General features: G+C 67.7%; 14 protein-coding genes. 9 read left to right on the top strand and 5 right to left on the bottom strand.

Going from position 1 to position 18,687, the window contains the following annotated elements; all coding sequences use genetic code 11:
* Positions 1 to 3 precede the first annotated feature (3 nt).
* The 3 genes from BM365_RS07705 to BM365_RS07695 all read right to left on the bottom strand — a co-directional run bounded on the left by BM365_RS07705 (position 4) and on the right by BM365_RS07695 (position 5,649).
* A complete protein-coding gene (locus BM365_RS07705; protein ID WP_093489586.1) occupies positions 4 to 1,035 on the bottom strand; it encodes an alpha-ketoacid dehydrogenase subunit beta in 1,032 nt (343 codons plus the stop codon).
* An 8-nt stretch (positions 1,036 to 1,043) separates the two neighbouring features.
* The gene (gene pdhA / locus BM365_RS07700) at positions 1,044 to 2,129 is read right to left on the bottom strand and encodes a pyruvate dehydrogenase (acetyl-transferring) E1 component subunit alpha (RefSeq protein ID WP_093488047.1); all 1,086 of its coding nucleotides are present in this window, start codon (positions 2,127 to 2,129) and stop codon (positions 1,044 to 1,046) included.
* Between the two features lie 274 nt (positions 2,130 to 2,403).
* A complete protein-coding gene (locus BM365_RS07695) occupies positions 2,404 to 5,649 on the bottom strand; it encodes a lamin tail domain-containing protein (protein ID WP_093488045.1) in 3,246 nt (1,081 codons plus the stop codon).
* Positions 5,650 to 5,860: 211 nt separating this feature from the next.
* Between BM365_RS07695 and BM365_RS07690 the strand changes: the two genes are divergently transcribed.
* Together BM365_RS07690 and BM365_RS07685 are read left to right on the top strand one after the other, a co-directional pair.
* A complete protein-coding gene (locus BM365_RS07690; protein ID WP_093488043.1) occupies positions 5,861 to 6,721 on the top strand; it encodes a tryptophan 2,3-dioxygenase in 861 nt (286 codons plus the stop codon).
* A gap of 197 nt (positions 6,722 to 6,918) precedes the next feature.
* Positions 6,919 to 8,415, top strand: coding sequence for a peptide MFS transporter (locus BM365_RS07685; RefSeq protein ID WP_093488041.1), 1,497 nt, complete (start codon positions 6,919 to 6,921; stop codon positions 8,413 to 8,415).
* 81 nt (positions 8,416 to 8,496) lie between these two features.
* Here the strand turns inward: BM365_RS07685 and BM365_RS07680 are convergent, their stop codons facing one another.
* The gene (locus BM365_RS07680) at positions 8,497 to 8,970 is read right to left on the bottom strand and encodes a MarR family winged helix-turn-helix transcriptional regulator (RefSeq protein WP_093488039.1); all 474 of its coding nucleotides are present in this window, start codon (positions 8,968 to 8,970) and stop codon (positions 8,497 to 8,499) included.
* 76 nt (positions 8,971 to 9,046) lie between these two features.
* Between BM365_RS07680 and hppD the strand changes: the two genes are divergently transcribed.
* Both hppD and hmgA read left to right on the top strand, forming a co-directional pair.
* Positions 9,047 to 10,144 (top strand): 4-hydroxyphenylpyruvate dioxygenase, encoded by a 1,098-nt coding sequence (hppD, locus tag BM365_RS07675; protein WP_093488036.1) that lies wholly within the window; start codon positions 9,047 to 9,049, stop codon positions 10,142 to 10,144.
* A gap of 28 nt (positions 10,145 to 10,172) precedes the next feature.
* Positions 10,173 to 11,471, top strand: coding sequence for a homogentisate 1,2-dioxygenase (gene hmgA / locus BM365_RS07670; RefSeq protein ID WP_093488034.1), 1,299 nt, complete (start codon positions 10,173 to 10,175; stop codon positions 11,469 to 11,471).
* Positions 11,472 to 11,477: 6 nt separating this feature from the next.
* Here hmgA and BM365_RS07665 read toward each other — a convergent pair whose 3' ends face one another.
* Positions 11,478 to 12,005 (bottom strand): hypothetical protein, encoded by a 528-nt coding sequence (locus BM365_RS07665; RefSeq protein ID WP_093488031.1) that lies wholly within the window; start codon positions 12,003 to 12,005, stop codon positions 11,478 to 11,480.
* Positions 12,006 to 12,129: 124 nt separating this feature from the next.
* On the opposite strand from BM365_RS07665, the gene BM365_RS07660 reads away from it, so the two are divergent.
* From BM365_RS07660 to BM365_RS07640, 5 genes are all read left to right on the top strand, one after another.
* Positions 12,130 to 12,753, top strand: coding sequence for a lectin (locus BM365_RS07660; RefSeq protein WP_233210925.1), 624 nt, complete (start codon positions 12,130 to 12,132; stop codon positions 12,751 to 12,753).
* A 51-nt stretch (positions 12,754 to 12,804) separates the two neighbouring features.
* A complete protein-coding gene (locus BM365_RS07655; RefSeq protein ID WP_093488028.1) occupies positions 12,805 to 13,755 on the top strand; it encodes a calcium/sodium antiporter in 951 nt (316 codons plus the stop codon).
* Positions 13,756 to 13,842: 87 nt separating this feature from the next.
* Positions 13,843 to 16,674 carry a monovalent cation/H+ antiporter subunit A gene (locus BM365_RS07650; RefSeq protein WP_093488025.1) on the top strand — a complete coding sequence of 944 codons (2,832 nt, stop codon included), beginning with the start codon at positions 13,843 to 13,845 and terminating at the stop codon, positions 16,672 to 16,674.
* Between the two features lie 16 nt (positions 16,675 to 16,690).
* Entirely contained in the window at positions 16,691 to 17,116 is a 426-nt protein-coding gene (locus BM365_RS07645) for a Na+/H+ antiporter subunit C (RefSeq protein ID WP_093488023.1), read from the top strand.
* Entirely contained in the window at positions 17,113 to 18,687 is a 1,575-nt protein-coding gene (locus BM365_RS07640) for a monovalent cation/H+ antiporter subunit D (protein ID WP_093488021.1), read from the top strand. The genes BM365_RS07645 and BM365_RS07640 overlap by 4 nt, the downstream gene beginning before the upstream one ends.

The following is an 18,687-nucleotide window of genomic DNA, read 5'->3' as shown; positions in this document are numbered from 1 at the left end:
CGGTCAGCCGTTCGCCATCGCCCGCTTCGCCGCCGCGACGATTTTGTCGACGCTGGGCAGGTACTTCATTTCCAGGCGGAACAGCGGAATGTGGGTGTCGTAGCCGGTGACGCGCTCGACCGGGGCCAGCAGGTCGTACATCGAGTGTTCGGCCAGGCGCGCGGCGATCTCGGCGCCGAAGCCCGCGGTGCGCGGCGCTTCGTGCACGATCACGCAGCGGCCGGTGCGGGCCACGGATTCGGCGATGGTGTCGAAATCGAGCGGACGCAGCGTGGCCACGTCGATGACTTCGGCGCTGATGCCTTCGCCGGCCAGCTTGTCGGCCGCTTCCAGCGCTTCCTTCACCTGCGCGCCCCAGGTCACCAGGGTCACGTCGGTACCGTCGCGCAGTACGTAGCACACGTCCAGCGGCAGCGCTTCACCGTCGTCGGCGACCACTTCCTTGTACTGGCGGTAGATGCGCTTGGGCTCCATGTAGATGACCGGGTCCGGATCGCGGATCGCGGCCAGCAGCAGGCCGTAGGCGCGCTGCGGCGAGGACGGCATCACCACGCGCAGGCCCGGCACGTTGGTGAAGATCGCTTCGTTGGCTTCGCTGTGGTGCTCCGGCGCGCGGATGCCGCCGCCCCACGGCACGCGCAGCACCATCGGGCAGTGCAGGCGGCCGCGCGTGCGGGTGCGCAGGCGGGCGGCGTGGCAGATGATGTGATCGACCATCGGGTAGACGAAGCCGTCGAACTGCGCTTCTGCCACGGGCTTCATGCCTTGCGCCGCCAGGCCGACGGTCAGGCCGGCGATAGTGGTTTCGTCCAGCGGCGTGTCGAGCACGCGCTCCGGGCCGAACTTCTGCTGCAGGCCCGCGGTGGCGCGGAACACGCCGCCGTTCACGCCCACGTCCTCGCCCAGTACCAGCACGGAATCGTCGTGCGCGATCTCCCACGCCAACGCCTGGGTGATGGCTTCGATCAGAGTGATCGCCGTCGGGGCGGCCACGGTCTCGGCGTTCTGCGTCTTGGCCACGGTCTTGTTCTCCATCACGGCGCTCATGCGCGGCCCTCCGCGGCGATCGCGGCGGCGCGTTGCTGCAACAGTTCCGGCGGCGGATCCGCGTACAGGTAGTCGAACATCGCCTCGACCGGCTGCACCGGCGTGTTGAGGTAGCTGTTGACCTCTTCGTCCACGCGCACACCGCACTCTTCCTTCCATGCGGCCTCGTCGGCGTCGCTCCACGCGCCCTGCGCGGTCAGCCAGGTGCGCAGGCGCGTCATCGGTTCGCGTTCCCAGCCGGCCTTCACCTCGGCGTCGTCGCGGTAACGGCGCGCGTCGTCGGCGGTGGTGTGGTCGGACAGGCGGTAGGTGACGAACTCGATCACCGTGCCGCCCTGGCCCTTGCGGGCGCGCTCGCCGGCGCGGCGCATGCCCTCGAGCACGGCGATCAGGTCGTTGCCGTCCACCTGCAGGCAGTGCAGGCCGCCGGCCAGGCCCTTCTGCGCCAGCGTCTGCGCGCCGGTCTGCGCGCTGCGCGGCACCGAGATCGCCCAGCCGTTGTTGATCACGCCGAGCACCAGCGGCAGTTCATAGGCGCCGGCGGAATTCAGCGCGGCGTAGAAGTCGGTCTTCGACGAACCACCATCGCCGCAGGTCGCCACCGCAATGTGCGATTGCTTGCGCAGCTTGAACGACAGCGCCGCACCGGCGGCGTGCAGGCACTGGGTGGAGATCGGCACGCAGAACGGGAAATCGATGCGCGCATCGCTGTCGCGGTCGAAGTCGCTGCCGCGCTCGTCGCCGCCCCAATACATCAGCACGTCGCGCGGCTTCACCCCGCGCATGAACATCGCGCCGTATTCGCGGTAACTGGGGGCGTAGACGTCGCCAGTACGCATCGAGGCACCGATGCCCACATGGGTGGCCTCGTGGCCCAGGCAGCTGGCGTAGGTGCCCAGCTTGCCGGTGCGCTGCAGGGCGATCGCCTTGGTGTCGAAGGTGCGCACGAACAGCATCTGCTTGAACAGCTCGCGCAGGCGGGCGATATCGCGCCCGGCCTCGGGCAGGTCGTTGCGCACCAGGGTGCCGTCGGGGCCCAGGTACTGGAGGTATTCGATCTCGAAGCTTGCGGCGGTGGTCATCTGGACGGTGTTCTCGTCGGCCGGCGGAATTGGTTTCAAATGTAATTTTAGGAGCGATGGGGCTGGCGGCTGTCGTGCAATGCAGCAAGACGGGGGTGCATGGCAGGTGGCTGCACGGAGAAACCGGTGCGGAAACAGGCGCTTGCCCGGCTGTCGTTCGGTGTCAGCCTGCCTGCAGCCGGCGCGGGCCGGACGTGATGCGCGTCGCGGGCTGCGCAAACGACAAGGGGCGCGGTTGCCCGCGCCCCTGTCGACCCCACGATGGCGGGAAAGTTCAGCGGATGCGCTGGACCAGCCGGTCGTGGTTGTTGGCGGGGTTCGGATCCGTCGTCGTGCTGCTGACGGTGGCATCGAACTCCAGTTCGGTGCCGCGCTTCGGCTTGCCCGGCACCACCAGGGCGAAGGCCAGCGTCTGCACGCCGCGCGGCATGGCGCCACGACGCGTGCAGTCGGCGGCGGCGCCGTCGGTGGTGTCCTCCACGCGGGTGCAGCTCCAGCCACTGGGGGCGGCGACGGCGGCGTAACGGGCATCGACGTTGCTGGTCAGTCGCACCGTCACCTGCTCGGCCGCATCGGGACCGGCGTTGCGCACCGGCACCAGCAGCGTGGCGATGGTGCCGCGACGCAGCGGCAGGGCGGCGCCGAGCAGCTGCACCGACAGGTCGGCGCGGGTCTGCGGCAGCGCGGCCACGGCCACCGACACGGCGGCGGTGTTGTCGCCATTGGCCGGGTCGAGCACGGTCGAGTTCGCCGACACGCCCAGGCCCAGCGTGGCGCCCGCGGCGCTGGCGGGGACGACGGCGTCGATCGCGAACGTGGCGTCGCTGCCCACGGCCAGCGCCGGCGTGGTGCAGGCCACGCGGGTGGTGCCGGCGGTCACTTCCGCCGCGCCGCAGCTCCAGCCGGCCGGCAGCGTGGCCAGCGACGGCGACAGTTCGGCCGAGAACACGAAGGCGAACGCCGCCGGCGATGCCGCGCCGGGACCGGCGTTGCGCACCGCGGCGGTGTAGCGGACGGTCTCGCCCACGTTGGCGGTGGTGCGGTCTGCGCCGACGGTGGCCGACAGGTCGGCGCGGGCGAAGGACGGCACGCGGATGCTCAGGCGCACCGGGTCGTGGTCGGACGAACGCAGGGCCAGCGTGGCATCGCCGAAGTTGTCCACGCCGAAGTCCGCGTTGATGCGCGCATGGTCCACGCGCAGGCCGGCGTCCATCACCAGGGCTTCGTTGACCAGTACGTGGTCCAGCGTTTGCGCATTGCCCTCGAACGAATACGAGTAGCGCTGCGCCGGATCGGCGATCAGCTGCGAGCCATCGACCAGCGGCGTGGTGACCGGGCTGGCCATCCAGGTCAGCACCTGGTCTTCCGTCGCGGCTTCCCCCTTGATGATGCCCATCACGTCGACATAGCCGTCGTTGAACTCGAACGCGTTGAAGTCGCCGACCAGCACGATCTTCTCGTCCGGGTTCGCCTGCTGCATCTCCTGCACCAACTGGGCCAGGTAGACCGCCTGGGCGCCGCGCTTCACCCGCACGCGTTCGCCGCCGGTCGCCCAGCCGCTGCTGCCGGGCAGGGTGTCGTTGATGTCGTTGAGCGAACGCAGGTGGTTGACGACGACCGTCAGCGGGTAGCTCGACGTGCCGTCCTGGTGCACGCGGGCGCGCAGGCGCAGCGGCGGACGGTCGTTGAGCAGGCTGGTGGTGCCGTTCGGGTTGGCGATGGTGGTTTCCTTGCCGAACTGTGCGACGTCCAGCACTTCCACGCGGGCGATGCCGTCCGCGGTCAGGCGCGAACTGACCAGGAAGCCGACGTTGATGCCGCCCACGTCGTTGCCCGGCTGCAGGTACGGCACATAGCCCGGGCGCGTGGCGCAGGTCGCGTCGATGCGCTCGGAGAGCAACTGCAGCACGCGCAGGTTCTCCACTTCCACCGCGCCCAGGATGTCCGGGGTCTTCAGGTAGTCGCAGATCGCCAACGCCGCCTTGGCCAGGCGCTTGTCCAACGCTTCCGGCGTCAGTGTCACCGCGCCGTTGCTGTCGTTGACCTCGTCGAACAGGCGCAGCAGGTTGAAGCTGCCGACGGTGACTTCATCGTAGGCGGCATCGTTGACGGCTTCCGGCGACATGCCGCCGGTGACCGTCGGCGGCGTGGCCACGTCGGGCAGCAGCGCCCACGTGCCGGCGAAGTAGTCGAGCACGCCGAGCAGGCCGGCGACGTCGGCACCGGTGTCGGCCGAGAGCGGCGACGCGCCGACCTGGCCGCGACTGCGCACCATCAGGCGTTCCTGATTGGTGTCGAAGCGCGGCGGGTTCTTGCCGGCCGGCAGGGTGATGGCATCCATCACGGCGATGCCAGACTCACGGAACGGACGCGCCACGCCAGGCAGGGCCACGTGGAAAACGCCGTCGCTGAAGGACAGCGCATCGTTCTCGTCGATGCTGCCGCCCGACGGGGCGATCACCACCGACTGCGCGACGCTGACGCGCATGCCTTCCAGGCGTTCCAGCGTGCCGGGCAGGGCGTCAGGACCCAGCTCGGCGGCGGTCAGTTCGATCGCGGCGGGCAGGGCGACGCCGGTTTCCAGCACTTCGAGCGTCGGGGTGACGATCTCGGTGATGGCCAGCTGGTGCGGATTGGACGACGGGGTGTATTCCTCGACCGTACCGGTCACGCGCACGCGGTTGCCGACGGCGGCGGTGGCGGGCGGCGCGCTGCTGGTGAATACGAACACGGCATCGGACGTGGCCGGGTCGCCATCGTCGTTGGCGGCCTGCAGGAAGAAGCCGTTGTTGAACTTGATCGCGGTGACGATGCCTTCGGTCACCACGCGCTTGCCGTTGTGCGGCGACAGCAGGCCGTTGCCCTGGATCTGCGCGATGGTCAGCGCCAGCGGCGGATCGGGCGGTTCCGGCGGCTCGGCGCCGCTGTTGCGCGGATTCGGCGCACCGACCGCGAAGTCGGCGCCGTTGTTGTTGGTGTCGATGCTGCCGTCGCCGCCACGCAGCGCGGCGGTGGTGTTGCTGAGCGTGCCGGTCGGCGTGCTGCCTTCGAAGCAGTTGGCCGCACTACCGAAGCCGACGAAGTCGACCACGTTCGCATCGGCGGTCGGGCAGGCGCCCGTCAGCGCCGTGGTGCTGCGGCTCAGCGCGACCTTGCCGGCGGTGCCGCTCATCGCGATGGTGCCCACCGCGTCAGGTGCAGGCAGGTCCACCGTGCCGCCGGCGCCCTGCGCCTGCTGGACCAGGTAGAAGCCGCCGGCCGGGATCGTGCCCGCCAGGTTGGTGCGCCCGCTCCAGGTGGTGCCCGCGGACGAGGTGTACTGGACGCTCCAGCCGGTCAGGTCGACCGCGGTGGGGCCGTTGTTGCGCAACTCGATGAAGTCGTTCTTCAGCGTGGCGCCGCTGTTGCCGCCGCCGCCGTAGACCTGGCTGATGACCACCTGTGCCTGTGCCGACGAGGCGGCAAACAGCAAGGCGCAAGACGCGAACACGGCCGCAAGGCGGCCCCGTGGCATTTCCATGTTACGGACTCTCCCTCAGTGGATTGAACGCCGACCCCCGCGGGAGCGGTGCCGCCCCCGGCCGACGCAATGTAGCGGAAGCCTGTGGTACACGCATTGCATGGGCATGACATAAGTGTCGGTTTTCCATCACCTTGCCCGGGTCGCCCGCCCTCATCGGTTACGCTGGCGCCCCCGCCGCCGCCCAGGTGGCGTCCCGGTTGATCGACGGATGGCCGTAGAAAAGAACGAGCGCCCGCTGGAAGCAGGCATCCACACCGACCTCTCCGGCCGCATGAGCTATGGCGGCTACCTGCAGCTGGACCGCCTGTTGTCCGCGCAGCACCCGGTGTCGGACCCGCCGCACCACGACGAGATGCTTTTCATCGTGCAGCACCAGGTCTCGGAGCTGTGGATGAAGCTGATGATCCACGAGCTTCGCGCGGCGATCGGTTTCCTCCAGCGCGACCAGGTCTGGCAGTGCCGCAAGGTGATGGCGCGCGCCAAGCAGGTGCTGCGCCAGCTGACCGAGCAATGGTCGGTGCTGGAGACGCTGACACCGTCCGAATACATGGGCTTCCGCGACCTGCTGGGCCCGTCGTCGGGCTTCCAGTCGCTGCAGTACCGCACCATCGAATTCCTGCTGGGCAACAAGAACGCGGCGATGCTGAAGGTGTTCGCCCACGATCCGGAAGGCCACGCCGGCCTGGAGGCCGTGCTGGACGCGCCCAGCCTGTACGACGAGTTCCTGATGTACCTCGCCCGCTGGGGCCATGCGATCCCCGCGCAGCACCTGCAGCGCGAGTGGCGCCAGTCGCATGCCGCCGATACCGCCCTGCTGCCGGTGTTCGAAGCGATCTACGAGGACACCGACCGCTACTGGCGCGAGTACTCGCTGTGCGAGGACCTGGTGGACCTGGAGAGCCAGTTCCAGCTGTGGCGCTTCCGCCACATGCGCACCGTGATGCGCATCATCGGCTTCAAGCGCGGCACCGGCGGCTCGAGCGGCGTGGGCTTCCTGCGCCAGGCGCTGGAGCTGACCTTCTTCCCGGAACTGTTCGACGTGCGCACCTCGATCGGCCCCGATCGTTGATGGGCGAGCGGGGTCGTCCGGATCGAAATCCCTTGGAAATCAGCGAATTGATTCGCTGAACAGGCCAAACGGCCGTTACACCACCGGTGTTTCAGCGATTTGACGGGGGCACGCCGGGTCGGTGATCCTCGCCCGTCCCCTGCGCTCGTTGCAGGGGAAACCGAAATCCTGAACCACTTTTTCTAGGGGGAGCCCGCATGAGCGGAGCCGTCAATACGCAACCGGGGCACGTTCCCGACTACGCCCAGGTCATGGGCCATCCGCGTCCGTTGTGGATGCTCTTCATGACCGAGTTCTGGGAACGCTTCGCGTTCTACGGCATCCGCTGGGCACTGGTGCTCTACATCGTGGCCCAGTTCTACCAGGGCAGCGGCACCGGTGAGGCCCCGGCCAACCAGGTCTACGGCGCCTATCTGGCGCTCGTGTATGCCGCGGCGATCTTCGGCGGTTACGTCGCTGACCGCGTGATCGGCTACCAACGTTCCATCCTGCTCGGCGCCATCATCATGGCGGCGGGTCTCTTCATGATCGCGGTACCGAGCGAGAACATCTTCAAGCTCGGCCTGGCCACGATCATCGTCGGCAACGGCCTGTTCAAGCCGAACATCTCGACGATGGTGGGCAAGCTGTACACCACCGGCGACGAGCGCCGCGATTCGGGCTTCACCCTGTTCTACATGGGCATCAACCTGGGCGCGATGATCTCGCCGATCCTGACCGGCTGGCTGGCCGACAAGGTGTTCGGCAGCGAAGCGATGCCGGCCTACAAGGTGGTCTTCATCACTTCCGGCATCGGCATGCTGATCAGCCTGGTGTGGTTCTGGTTCGGTCGCGCCCAGCTCAAGGGCGTGGGCACACCGCCGGAAGGTTCGGGTGGCGGTCGCGTGATCGCTACGGCCATCGGCGCGCTCGCCGCCATCCCGGCCTTCTATTTCCTGCTCGCGTTGGACAGCAAGGTCCTGCAGGTGCCGCTGACCATCCTGTTCATCGCGCTGGGCGTGCTGCTGCTGGTGGAGGGCATCCGCAACGGACCCAAGCAGCGCGACATGGTCATCGCGATGCTGATCATCTTCACTTTCAACATCATCTTCTGGTGCTTCTTCGAGCAGGCCGGCAGCTCGTTCAACTTCCTCGCCCAGAACATCGTCAACCGCACCTTCGGCGACTGGACGTTCCCGGTGGGTTGGTTCCAGTCGGTCAACTCGGTGGCCATCATCACGCTGGCGCCGGTGCTGGCGTGGCTGTGGGTGAAGATGGGCAAGGCCAACCCGTCGATTCCGCGCAAGTTCGGCCTGGGCCTGATCTTCAATGGCCTGGCGTTCCTGCTGCTGATGTTCGCGCTGTCCAGCCTGGTGGACCCGCAGACGCTGAAGATCCCGTTCTGGACGCTGTTCATGGTCTACGTGATCCAGTCCGTCGGCGAGCTCTGCCTGTCGCCGATCGGCCTGTCGATGGTGACCAAGCTGGCGCCGCTGCGCCTGGTCGGCTTCGGCATGGGCGGCTGGTTCCTGTCCACCGGCATCGGCAACAACCTGTCGGGCATCTTCGCCGCGCATGTCAGTGGCGAGAGCGGCATGAACGTGGAATCCGCGCTGGGCGGCTATACCTTCGGCTTCTGGGCGCTGGTGATCCCGGGCGTGCTGCTGTTCGTGATCGCGCCGCTGATCCAGAAGCTGATGCACGGCGTGAAGTAATTCCCTGGCGTCCCGGCACTCGCCGGACGCCAACAAAAAACGGCGGCCCATGGCCGCCGTTTTTCTATCCGCAGAAAGGCTTCAGCCTTCGATGCGCTTCACGCCTTCGCCGGCCAGCTTGTCGATCAACTGATCGAGCATCGCACGTTCCTCGTCGCTCAGCGGCTCCAGCATGCGTTGGTGGTACTCGATCACCATCGGGGCGACTTCGTCGTAGACCCGGAAGCCCTCGTCGGTCAGCGCCAGCACCGAGCGGCGGCGGTCGTCCCCGTGGATCTCGCGCTGGATCAGCGCCCGCTCCAGCAGGCGGGCCACCGCCCGGCTGACGGCCACCTTGTCCATGGCGGTCCGGTTGGCGACCTCGCCGGCGGACAGGCCCGGGAAGCGCCCCAGCACGGCCATGACCCGCCATTCGGTGATGGCCAGGCCGAAACGGCGGTGGTATTCGCGGGAAATCGCCCCGCTGATACGGTTGGAGAGCACACTCAACCGGTAGGAGAACAGGCGGTCGAGGTCGAAATCGGCGTGGATGGCGGGGCTGGCTGGCTGGCTCATGCTGCGCTGCTACTTGTGGGTGGTTTCAGCTGAAACTATATTGGAGCGTATCCCGGCAAGCCTAGCGAGGTGCCCCATGAACGCACAACCCAATACCGGCATGAAACCGACCACCTTCGACAACCCGATGGGCATCGACGGGTTCGAATTCGTCGAGTTCGCCGCGCCCGCCGGGCAGGCCCACCAGCTGCACGACTACTTCCGCAAGCTCGGCTTCGTCCAGGTCGCGCGCCACAAGACGCGGCCCATCAGCACCTATCGTCAGGGCGATTGCACCTTCCTCATCAACGAGGATCCGGATTCCTTCGCCGCGCGCTTCGCCGCCAAGCACGGCCCGAGCGCCTGCGGCTTCGCGATCCGTGTGAACAAGCTCGCCGAATGGGCGCGCGTGCAGGCGCTGAAGAACGGCGCCGAGTCGTTCGACGCCGCCGACGAACTGACCAAGGCCGTCGCCGCGCCGGTCATCAAGGGCATCGGCGACTGCATGCTCTACATCGTCGACCGCTACGACACCGAAGGCACCATCCACGACCCGGACTACGAGTACCTGCCGGACGTGGAGCTGATGCCGAAGGGCTTCGGGCTGACCTTCATCGATCACCTGACCCACAACCTCTACCACGGCAACATGGCCAAGTGGGCGGACTACTACGAGCGGCTGTTCAACTTCCGCGAGATTCGCTACTTCGACATCAAGGGCGCCAAGACCGGCCTGTTGTCCAAGGCGATGACCGCGCCGGACGGCATGGTGCGCATCCCGCTCAACGAGTCCAGCGACCCGAAGAGCCAGATCAACGAGTACCTCGACGCCTACAAAGGCGAGGGCATCCAGCACATCGCCTGCTTCACCGACGATATCTACACCACGGTGGAGAAGATGCGCGCATCGGGCGTCGAGTTCCTCGACACGCCGGATACCTATTTCGACGTGATCGACCAACGCATCCCGAACCATGGCGAAGACGTCGCGCGCCTGGCGCGCAACAAGATCCTGATCGATGCCGACGTCGAGACCAAGGAACGCAAGCTGCTGCAGATCTTCACCCAGAACGCGCTGGGCCCGATCTTCTTCGAGATCATCCAGCGCAAGGGCAACGAAGGGTTCGGCGAAGGCAACTTCCAGGCGCTGTTCGAGAGCATCGAGCGCGACCAGATGAAGCGCGGCGTGCTGTAATCGCACCATCTCCCGAGGTCCACGCGGCATGAGCGCATCGGATTACCAGACCGGCTTCGCCAACCACTTCGCCACGGAAGCGGTCGCGGGCACGTTGCCCGAGGGTCGCAATTCACCGCAGCGGGTCGCGCACGGCCTGTACGCCGAGCAGCTCAGCGGCACGGCGTTCACCGCGCCGCGGGCGGAGAACCGCCGCAGCTGGCTGTACCGCATCCGCCCAGCGGCGATGCACGGCACTTTCGCGCCGTACGCGCAGCATCGCCTGCACAGCGATTTCAGCGCCGGTCCGGTGTCGCCGGACCAGATGCGCTGGTCGCCGTTGCCGATGCCGGAGACGCCCACCGATTTCGTCGATGGCCTCTACACCATGGCCGGGAACGGCGCGCCGGAAGCCCAGCACGGCGTGGGTATCCATCTGTATGCGGCCAACCGGTCGATGCAGGGCCGCTACTTCTACGATGCCGACGGCGAACTGCTGATCGTCCCGCAGCAGGGCAGCCTGCGTATTGCCACCGAGTTCGGTGTGATCGACATCGAGCCGCAGCAGATCGCGGTGATTCCGCGCGGCGTGCGCTTTCTGGTCGAACTGCCCGACGGTGAGGCGCGCGGCTATGTTTGCGAGAACTTCGGCGCGCAGCTCCGCCTGCCGGACCTGGGGCCGATCGGCTCGAACGGTTTGGCCAATCCGCGCGACTTCGAAACGCCGGTCGCCGCGTACGAGGACGTCGAGGGCGAGTTCGAACTGATCGCCAAGTTCCAGGGCCACCTGTGGCGCGCGGACATCGGCCATTCGCCGCTCGACGTGGTGGCCTGGCACGGCAACTACGCGCCTTACCGCTATGACCTGCGCCGCTTCAACACGATTGGCTCGATCAGCTACGACCATCCGGATCCGTCGATCTTCCTGGTGCTCACTTCGCCCAGCGATACCCCCGGTGTGGGCAACATGGATTTCGTGATCTTCCCGCCGCGCTGGCTGGTGGCGCAGGACACGTTCCGGCCGCCGTGGTTCCATCGCAATATCGCCAGCGAGTTCATGGGGCTGATCCAGGGCGTCTACGACGCCAAGGCCGAGGGCTTCGCGCCCGGCGGCGCTTCGCTGCACAACTGCATGACCGGGCACGGGCCGGATGCGGCGACGTTCGAGAAAGCGTCGGGCGCCGATCTGTCCAAGCCCGATGTCATCACCGGCACGATGGCCTTCATGTTCGAAACGCGCGCGGTGATCCGTCCCACGCGCCAGGCCGTCGAAGCCCCGCACCGGCAGCGCGACTATCAGGCCTGCTGGGCCGGTTTGCGCAAGCACTTCGCGCCGCCGCAGGGCTGAGCGACCTCACGGCAGGGCGAGGGCGTCGTCTTCCGGCGCGAGGCGTGCCTGCAGCAGTGGCACGTCTTCCAGCGGCAGCGCTTCGAGCAGGCGTTCGCGGATGCGCTGAGCCAGCGTCGCCGCCACGCGACCTTCGAGGAACCGCACCGCGTCGGCGAGTACCTCGAGCATCGCGTCATCGTCGAGCCGCGACTGCAGGCGGTCGCGATGATGTCGCGCCTCCGCATCGCGATGCAGTTCCAGCATGCCCGACAGATAGATCCGGGCGGCTACCCGTGAGCGCCGTGGTCCGGCGGGTGCGGTCGATGTCGCGGGCGAGGGTGCAGTTGCAGTCGCCGATGACGATGCCGCGAGGTAGCCGTCTCGCACCAGACGCTGGATCAGCAGCGGCGCATCCTGTCCCAGCAATTGCACGAGTTCGTCCAGCCCGCGCTGGCCATCGCACAGGATCAGCGCCCGGCGCTCGCGCATGCCCAACGTGCCGCCATGGGCCTGGAGCGTGGTGCGGGCGAGGTCGGTCTTGGACGGGCGCATGGCGGAACCGGAGGGGCCGGTACCCACGCTAATGCGTCGCCATGAAGTGCCGATGACAGCCGGGCGTTCGCGGTGACTTAACGCGTAAACGTTAGTCTTCAGGTTTGTGCATAGGAGAGAGCCGATGAAGTCGATGCTGCCGATCGTGATGGTCGCTGCCCTGTTGTCCGCCTGCCAGCGCGAGGAGGCGCCCGCCGCGGCCGATGCGGACCCGTTGACCACGGCGGCGAGCACCCCGGTGGCAGAGACGCCGGCCCCGGTGCCGGCGGTCGACGACACGGCGGCGCCGGCGGGTCCTGTGAGCCAGGCCAGCTTCCTCGGCTACGGCGACATGAAACTGGGCAGCACCGTTGAAGAAGCGCGTGCGGCCTGGGGCGGCGAATTGAACGGCGCGCCGATGGAGGGCACCACGTGCCACTACCTGTGGCCGAAGTGGATCAGCCGTCCTGCCGACTTCGCCTTCATGATGGAAGAGGGCAAGTTCGTCCGTTACGACGTGGGTATCGACAAGGAAACCGCGCCGGGCGGCGGCAAGGTGGGCATGAGTGTAGAGGAGCTGCAGAAGCTCTACGGCGGCGCGCTAAAGGGTACGCCGCACAAGTACGTGCAGGGCGGCCAGTACCTGTCCATCGATGCGGGTGACGTCGCACCGACCAAATTGATCTTCGAAGCCGACGCCGCCGGCAAGGTCACCTCATGGCGCGTGGGCCTGTCGCCGCAGGTCGAGTACGTCGAAGGCTGTTCCTGAGGAAGCGGGGCGGCATAGAATCCCTGCAATCCAAGAGGGGAGTGCGGGGCCATGACGGAAGCTTGGGGATACTTCGCGCTGGGGCTGGTGCTGCTGGCACTGGGCGGTGACTCCATCGTCAAGGGCGCTTCGGGGCTCGCGCAACGCGTCGGCGCCTCGCCCTTCATCGCCGGCCTGCTGCTGATCGCCTTCGGCACCTCGCTGCCGGAACTGGCGGTCAATGCGCGTGCGATGTGGGTGGGTTCCCAGGAACTCGCGCTCGGCAACGCCGTGGGCAGCAACATCGTCAACCTCGGCCTGACTCTCGGCTTGGCCGCCGTGATCGCGCCGGTCGTGGTGCGCATGCGCCTGTTGTCCCCGGTCCTCGTGTTGCTGGCAATCGCCACGCTGGCGCTGATCGTGTTCGGCCTCGATGGCATGGTCAGCCGCATCGAAGGCATGGTGCTGCTGCTCGCCTTCGTCGCGATGGTGGCGTTCCTGTTGGCGCGCGCGCGCAGCGAGGATGCCGCGGTGCGCGCCGAGATCGAGGCCTACGCGAGCACGCGTACCGACTTGTGGATGAACCTGCTGCGTTTCGTCGTCGCGGCCGTATTGCTGTACTACGGCGCGCGCTTCGTGGTGCAGGGCGCGCCGGTGATCGGTGCGCATTGGGGTCTCTCGCCGTTGCTCACGGGCCTGCTGCCGGTCGCCATCGGCACCGCGCTGCCGGAAATTGCCGCGGCCGCCATGGCGGCCCGTCGCGGGCAGGGCGACATGGTGGCGGGGCACGTGATCGGTTCCAGCCTGTTCAACCTGCTGGTGGTGGTGGGTGGCATGGCGGCGTTCCGACCGTTGCCCTTGCCGGAGTCGTTCGTGCGGCTCGAACTGCCCGCCGCGATCGCCTTCGTGATCGTGCTCTACCCGATGCTGCGCGGCGACCTGCGCATCAGCCGGCGGGAAGGCGCGTTCTTGCTCATCGCCTTTTTCGGCTGGCTGGTGCTGGAGATCGCGCTGCTGGCCTGAACCGCGGGTCAGGCAGGGCGTGACGGGTTTGTTAAACTCGGGCGGATTGCTCGTGAATGACGCATTCCCTGCAACGCAAGGCGGTTGATGATCCCTTTTCTTGAAATCCTGCTGGCGCTGCCGTTTGTGCTCGCGCTGGTGGTGGCGCTGGCGCGCGGCCTTCCGCGCGGCGCGACCGCATGGCTGGCCGGGCTCGCACCGTTGCTGGGCCTGGTGCTGCTGGCGTGGATGACGCCGAGCGTGCTGCAGGGCTGGAACCTGCGCGCCGAGCACGCCTGGCTGCCGCAGATCGGCCTGGATTTCACCCTGCGCCTCGACGGATTGGCCTGGATGTTCGCCGGCCTGGTGCTGGCGATCGGCGTGCTGGTGGTGATCTACGCGCGTTACTACCTCAGCGAGAAGGACAGCGCGCCGCGCTTCTTCGCCAGCCTGCTGCTCTTCATGGGGTCGATGCTCGGCGTGGTGCTGGCCGGCAACCTGCTGTTGCTGGTGGTGTTCTGGGAACTGACGAGCATCAGCTCGTTCCTGCTGATCGGCTTCTGGTCGCATCGCCAGGATGCGCGCGAAGGCGCCCGCATGGCGCTGGCGATCACCGGTGCCGGCGGTCTCGCGCTGCTCGGCGGCGTGCTGCTGATCGGGCGCATCGTCGGTAGCTACGACCTCGACGTGGTGCTGGCGTCGGGCGAGTTGATCCGTGCAAGCACCTTGTATCCCTGGGCGCTGGCCCTGGTGCTGGCGGGCGTGTTCACCAAGAGCGCGCAGTTCCCGCTGCATTTCTGGCTGCCGCATGCGATGGCGGCGCCCACGCCGGTGTCGGCCTACCTGCATTCGGCCACGATGGTGAAGGCGGGCGTGTTCCTGCTCGCGCGCCTGCATCCGGCGCTCGCGGGCACCGACATGTTCTTCTACGTGGTGACCACGGTCGGTGCGCTGACGCTGCTGATCGGCGCGTGGTTCGCGATCTTCCAGCACGACCTCAAGGGATTGCTGGCGTATTCCACCATCTCGCACCTCGGGCTGATCACGCTGCTGTTCGGCATCTCCACGCCGATGGCCGTGGTGGCAGGCGTGTTCCACATCCTCAACCACGCCACGTTCAAGGCCTCGCTGTTCATGGCGGCGGGCATCATCGACCACGAAACCGGCACCCGCGACATGCGCCGGCTGGGCAACCTGCGGCGCTACCTGCCGTGGACCAGTGCGCTGGCCATCGTCGCGTCGCTGGCGATGGCCGGCATTCCGCTGCTCAACGGGTTCCTGTCGAAGGAAATGTTCTTCGCCGAAGCGATCGACATCCCCGGCCATCGCGTGATGCGCGATGCGATCGCGGTGGCGGCGCTGCTGTACGGCATCTTCGGCGTCGCCTACAGCCTGCGGTTCGTCTACGAGACGTTCTTCGGCGAGGGCCCGCGCGCGCTGGACACCACCCCGCACGAGCCGCCGCGCTGGATGAAGATCCCGGTGGAAGTGCTGGTGGTGCTATGCGTGGCGGTGGGCATGTTCCCGGCCTTCACCGTGGCGCCGGTGCTGAAGGCAGGCGCCGGCGCGATCCTTGGCCCGGCGATGCCCGACTACAGTCTCGCGGTATGGCACGGCATCAACACGCCGCTGCTGATGAGCCTGGCCGGCATCGCCGGTGGCGTGCTGCTGTATTTCGGCCTGAGGCGCCTGTTCGACCTGCATGCGATCGTGCGGCGGTCGTTCGGCCGGAACCTGTTCCGCTGGAACATGGAAGCCCTGTACGCAGTGGCGGGACGCTTCACGGCACGCGTGGCCAACGGCAGCCTGCAACGCAGCCTGTTGTTCCTCGTGCTCGCGGCGCTCGCGGCGGGCGCGGCACCCTTCATCGCAGGCGTATCGCCGCCGCTGGCGTGGCGCGCGCCGCAACCGATGCCGCTGCTCGGCTGGCTGCTGTGGCTGGTGCTGGTGGTGTGCGCGGTCTACACGATCCGTCTGTACCGGCAGCGCCTGCTCGCCGTGATCGTGCTGGGCGGCGCGGGGCTGGTGGTCAGCCTCACCTTCGTCTTCCTGTCCGCGCCCGACCTGGCCCTTACCCAGTTGATGGTCGAAATGGTCAGCCTGGCGCTGTTGCTGTTGGGCATGCACTACCTGCCGCCGCGTTCGCCGCCCGAGCGCACGCCGCGCAGGCGCCTGCGCGACATCGTCGTGTCGCTGGCCGCGGGACTGGGCGTGGGTTCGTTGGCCTATGCCGTGATGACGCGTCCCGGCGACACGATCAGCGGTGAAATGCTGGCGCGTTCGCTGCCCGAGGCCTACGGCAGCAACGTGGTGAACGTGATCCTGGTGGACTTCCGCGGCTTCGACACCTTCGGCGAGATCACCGTGTTCGGCATCGCCGCATTGATCGTGCACGCGCTGCTGCGACGCGCGCGGATGGCGCCGGAGAAGGTGATGTCGGGCCCGCCGATCCAGCTGCCGGTGCCGGCCGACCTGGCGCAGATCATGTTCCCGCTGACGCTGACGGTATCCGTATTCCTCTTCCTGCGCGGCCACAACGCACCGGGTGGCGGATTCATCGCAGGGCTGGTGCTGGCCGTGCCGCTGCTGGTGCAGTACGTCATCCAGGGCGCGGCGTCGGTCGAGTCGCGCTTCGGCTTCGACTACGTCAAGTGCATCGGCGTGGGCCTGATCGTGGCGGGCGTGAGCGGCGTGGCCTCGATGGGATTCGGGGTGCCGTTCCTCACCAGCGGCCACCTCGATCTCGACCTGCCGCTGATCGGCACCGTACCGCTGGCCAGCGCGATCGGCTTCGACACCGGCGTGTACCTGGTGGTGTTCGGCGGTGCGATGCTGATCCTGTCGATGCTCGGCACGATCAAGCCTTCCCGCACGCGCATCTCGCATCTGGGCGTGATGGAGCCCGGCGACCGTTCCACCCGCACCGGAGACATGCGTTGATGAGGGCCGCACCGTAATGGAACTGGCGATGGCGAGCGCGATCGGCATCCTGACCGCGGCAGGCGTGTACCTGCTGCTGCGTGCGCGCAGTTTCGACGTCATCCTCGGGCTGACGCTGCTGTCGTACGCGACCAACCTGCTGATCTTCTCCGGTGGGCGGCTGGTTCCGGGCAAGCCGCCGGTCCTCCGCGACGGCGTGCCGACCGACCTGGCGAACTACACCGATCCGTTGCCGCAGGCGCTGGTGCTGACCGCCATCGTGATCGCCTTCGCGATGACGGCGGTCACCGTGGTGCTGGCGATCCGCAGCCGCGGCGACAACGACAGCGACCACGTGGACGGCCGCAAGGCCGAGCGCGAATTCCAGGCCGCCGAACAGCGCCGCCATGACGAGGCGCGCGAGCTCGCGAAGACCGACGGCGATGCGGAGGACGGCGCATGAGCCACCTGCCCATCCTGCCCATCCTGCCGATCCTCATCCCGCTGTTCGCCGCGTCGATCGCGTTGTTCTTCGAACACCGCCGCTTCGGCATGGTGCCGCAACGGATCGTCGCCTGGCTGTCGGTCGCGGCGATGCTGGGCGTGTCCGGCACGATGGTCGCGCAGGCGGCCAGCGGCGAGGTGCAGGTCTATCTGCTCGGCGACTGGCCGGCGCGGCTGGGCATCGTGCTGATGGTCGATCGCCTGTCCGCGCTGATGGTGCTGGTGGGCCTGCTGCTCGGTGCGGCCTGCCTGCTGCACGCCTGCGCGGGTTGGGATCGGCGCGCACCGCACTTCCATGCGTTCTTCCAGTTCCAGCTGATGGGCTTGAACGGGGCCTTCCTCACGGGCGATATCTTCAACCTGTTCGTGTTCTTCGAAGTGCTGCTGATCTCGTCATACGGGTTGATGCTCAGCGGTGGCCGTGGCGATCGCATGCGTGCGGGCCTGCACTACGTGACCTTCAACATCGCGGCCTCGACGCTGTTCCTGATCGCGCTGGGTCTGCTGTACGGCCTGTTGGGGTCGTTGAACATGGCCGAGCTGTCGGTGCGGGTGGCGCAGTTGCCTGCCGGCGACGTGGCGCTGGTGCAGGCGGCGGCGGGCCTGTTGTTCGTCGTGTTCTGCGCGAAGGCCGCGCTGTTGCCGATGTACTTCTGGTTGCCGGAGACCTACACCCACGCACCAGCCGCGGTCGCGGGGCTGTTCGCGATCATGACCAAGGTCGGCCTGTACGCCGTGTTGCGGCTGGGCACCCTGACGTTCGGCGCGGCGGGACCGCTGGCAGGTTTCGCCTGGCCCGCGCTGCTCGCACTCGGCGCCGCCACGCTGGTGCTCGCTTCGCTCGGCGTGCTGGCGGCCAACCGGTTGCGCGCGCTGGCGGCGTACCTGGTGCTGGGCTCGGCGGCGACGCTGTTCGTGGCGTTCTCGCTGCACACCGCGGGGACGATCGGTGCGGGCTTGTACTACCTGGTGCATAGCAGCTTCGCCGGCGCCGCGCTGTTCCTGCTGGCGGACCTGATCCGCCGTCGCCGCGGACACGCCGGCGACCGCAAGGACGTCATCGCTGCGCTGCCGGGCAAGACGGTGCCGGGCCTGCTGTTCCTGGTCGCGGCGGTGTCGCTGGCGGGCCTGCCGCCGCTGTCGGGCTTCATCGGCAAGCTGCTGTTGCTAGGCGCGGTACCGGAAGGTCCACGCACCTTCTGGGTCTGGCTGCTGGTGCTGGGCACCAGCTTCATGATGTTGGTAGGCCTGGCGCGCGCCGGCACGCGCCTGTTCTGGCGCACCGAACCGTGGCCGGACGCCAGTGCGGAAACACGCGCAGCCTTCACGCCTGCCGGCGACCTGGCGCATGCGCCTTCGCGCCCGCTTGAGACCGCCGCCATCGTGCTGCTGCTCGGCTACGGCGTGGCGTTGGTGCTGGCGGCCTCGCCTCTGCTGGACTACACGCAGGCCACCGCGGCGCAATTGCAATCGCCCGGCGACTACGTACAGCAGGTGCGCGCCGCGATGCCCACGTTGAGGGAGCCCTGA

Source organism: Pseudoxanthomonas sp. YR558 (assembly GCF_900116385.1).
Classification (GTDB): Bacteria; Pseudomonadota; Gammaproteobacteria; order Xanthomonadales; family Xanthomonadaceae; genus Pseudoxanthomonas_A.
This window is presented reverse-complemented; position numbering and strand designations above follow the sequence as displayed.

Coding starts and splice junctions, on each gene's coding strand:
- BM365_RS07655 (WP_093488028.1), top strand. CDS start 12,805: ATGACGGAAGCTTGGGGATACTTCGCGCTGGGGCTGGTGCTGCTGGCA.
- BM365_RS07650 (WP_093488025.1), top strand. CDS start 13,843: ATGATCCCTTTTCTTGAAATCCTGCTGGCGCTGCCGTTTGTGCTCGCG.
- hmgA (WP_093488034.1), top strand. CDS start 10,173: ATGAGCGCATCGGATTACCAGACCGGCTTCGCCAACCACTTCGCCACG.
- BM365_RS07705 (WP_093489586.1), bottom strand. CDS start 1,035: ATGGAGAACAAGACCGTGGCCAAGACGCAGAACGCCGAGACCGTGGCC.
- BM365_RS07645 (WP_093488023.1), top strand. CDS start 16,691: ATGGAACTGGCGATGGCGAGCGCGATCGGCATCCTGACCGCGGCAGGC.
- hppD (WP_093488036.1), top strand. CDS start 9,047: ATGAACGCACAACCCAATACCGGCATGAAACCGACCACCTTCGACAAC.
- pdhA (WP_093488047.1), bottom strand. CDS start 2,129: ATGACCACCGCCGCAAGCTTCGAGATCGAATACCTCCAGTACCTGGGC.
- BM365_RS07685 (WP_093488041.1), top strand. CDS start 6,919: ATGAGCGGAGCCGTCAATACGCAACCGGGGCACGTTCCCGACTACGCC.
- BM365_RS07640 (WP_093488021.1), top strand. CDS start 17,113: ATGAGCCACCTGCCCATCCTGCCCATCCTGCCGATCCTCATCCCGCTG.
- BM365_RS07690 (WP_093488043.1), top strand. CDS start 5,861: ATGGCCGTAGAAAAGAACGAGCGCCCGCTGGAAGCAGGCATCCACACC.
- BM365_RS07680 (WP_093488039.1), bottom strand. CDS start 8,970: ATGAGCCAGCCAGCCAGCCCCGCCATCCACGCCGATTTCGACCTCGAC.
- BM365_RS07660 (WP_233210925.1), top strand. CDS start 12,130: ATGAAGTCGATGCTGCCGATCGTGATGGTCGCTGCCCTGTTGTCCGCC.
- BM365_RS07665 (WP_093488031.1), bottom strand. CDS start 12,005: ATGCGCCCGTCCAAGACCGACCTCGCCCGCACCACGCTCCAGGCCCAT.
- BM365_RS07695 (WP_093488045.1), bottom strand. CDS start 5,649: ATGGAAATGCCACGGGGCCGCCTTGCGGCCGTGTTCGCGTCTTGCGCC.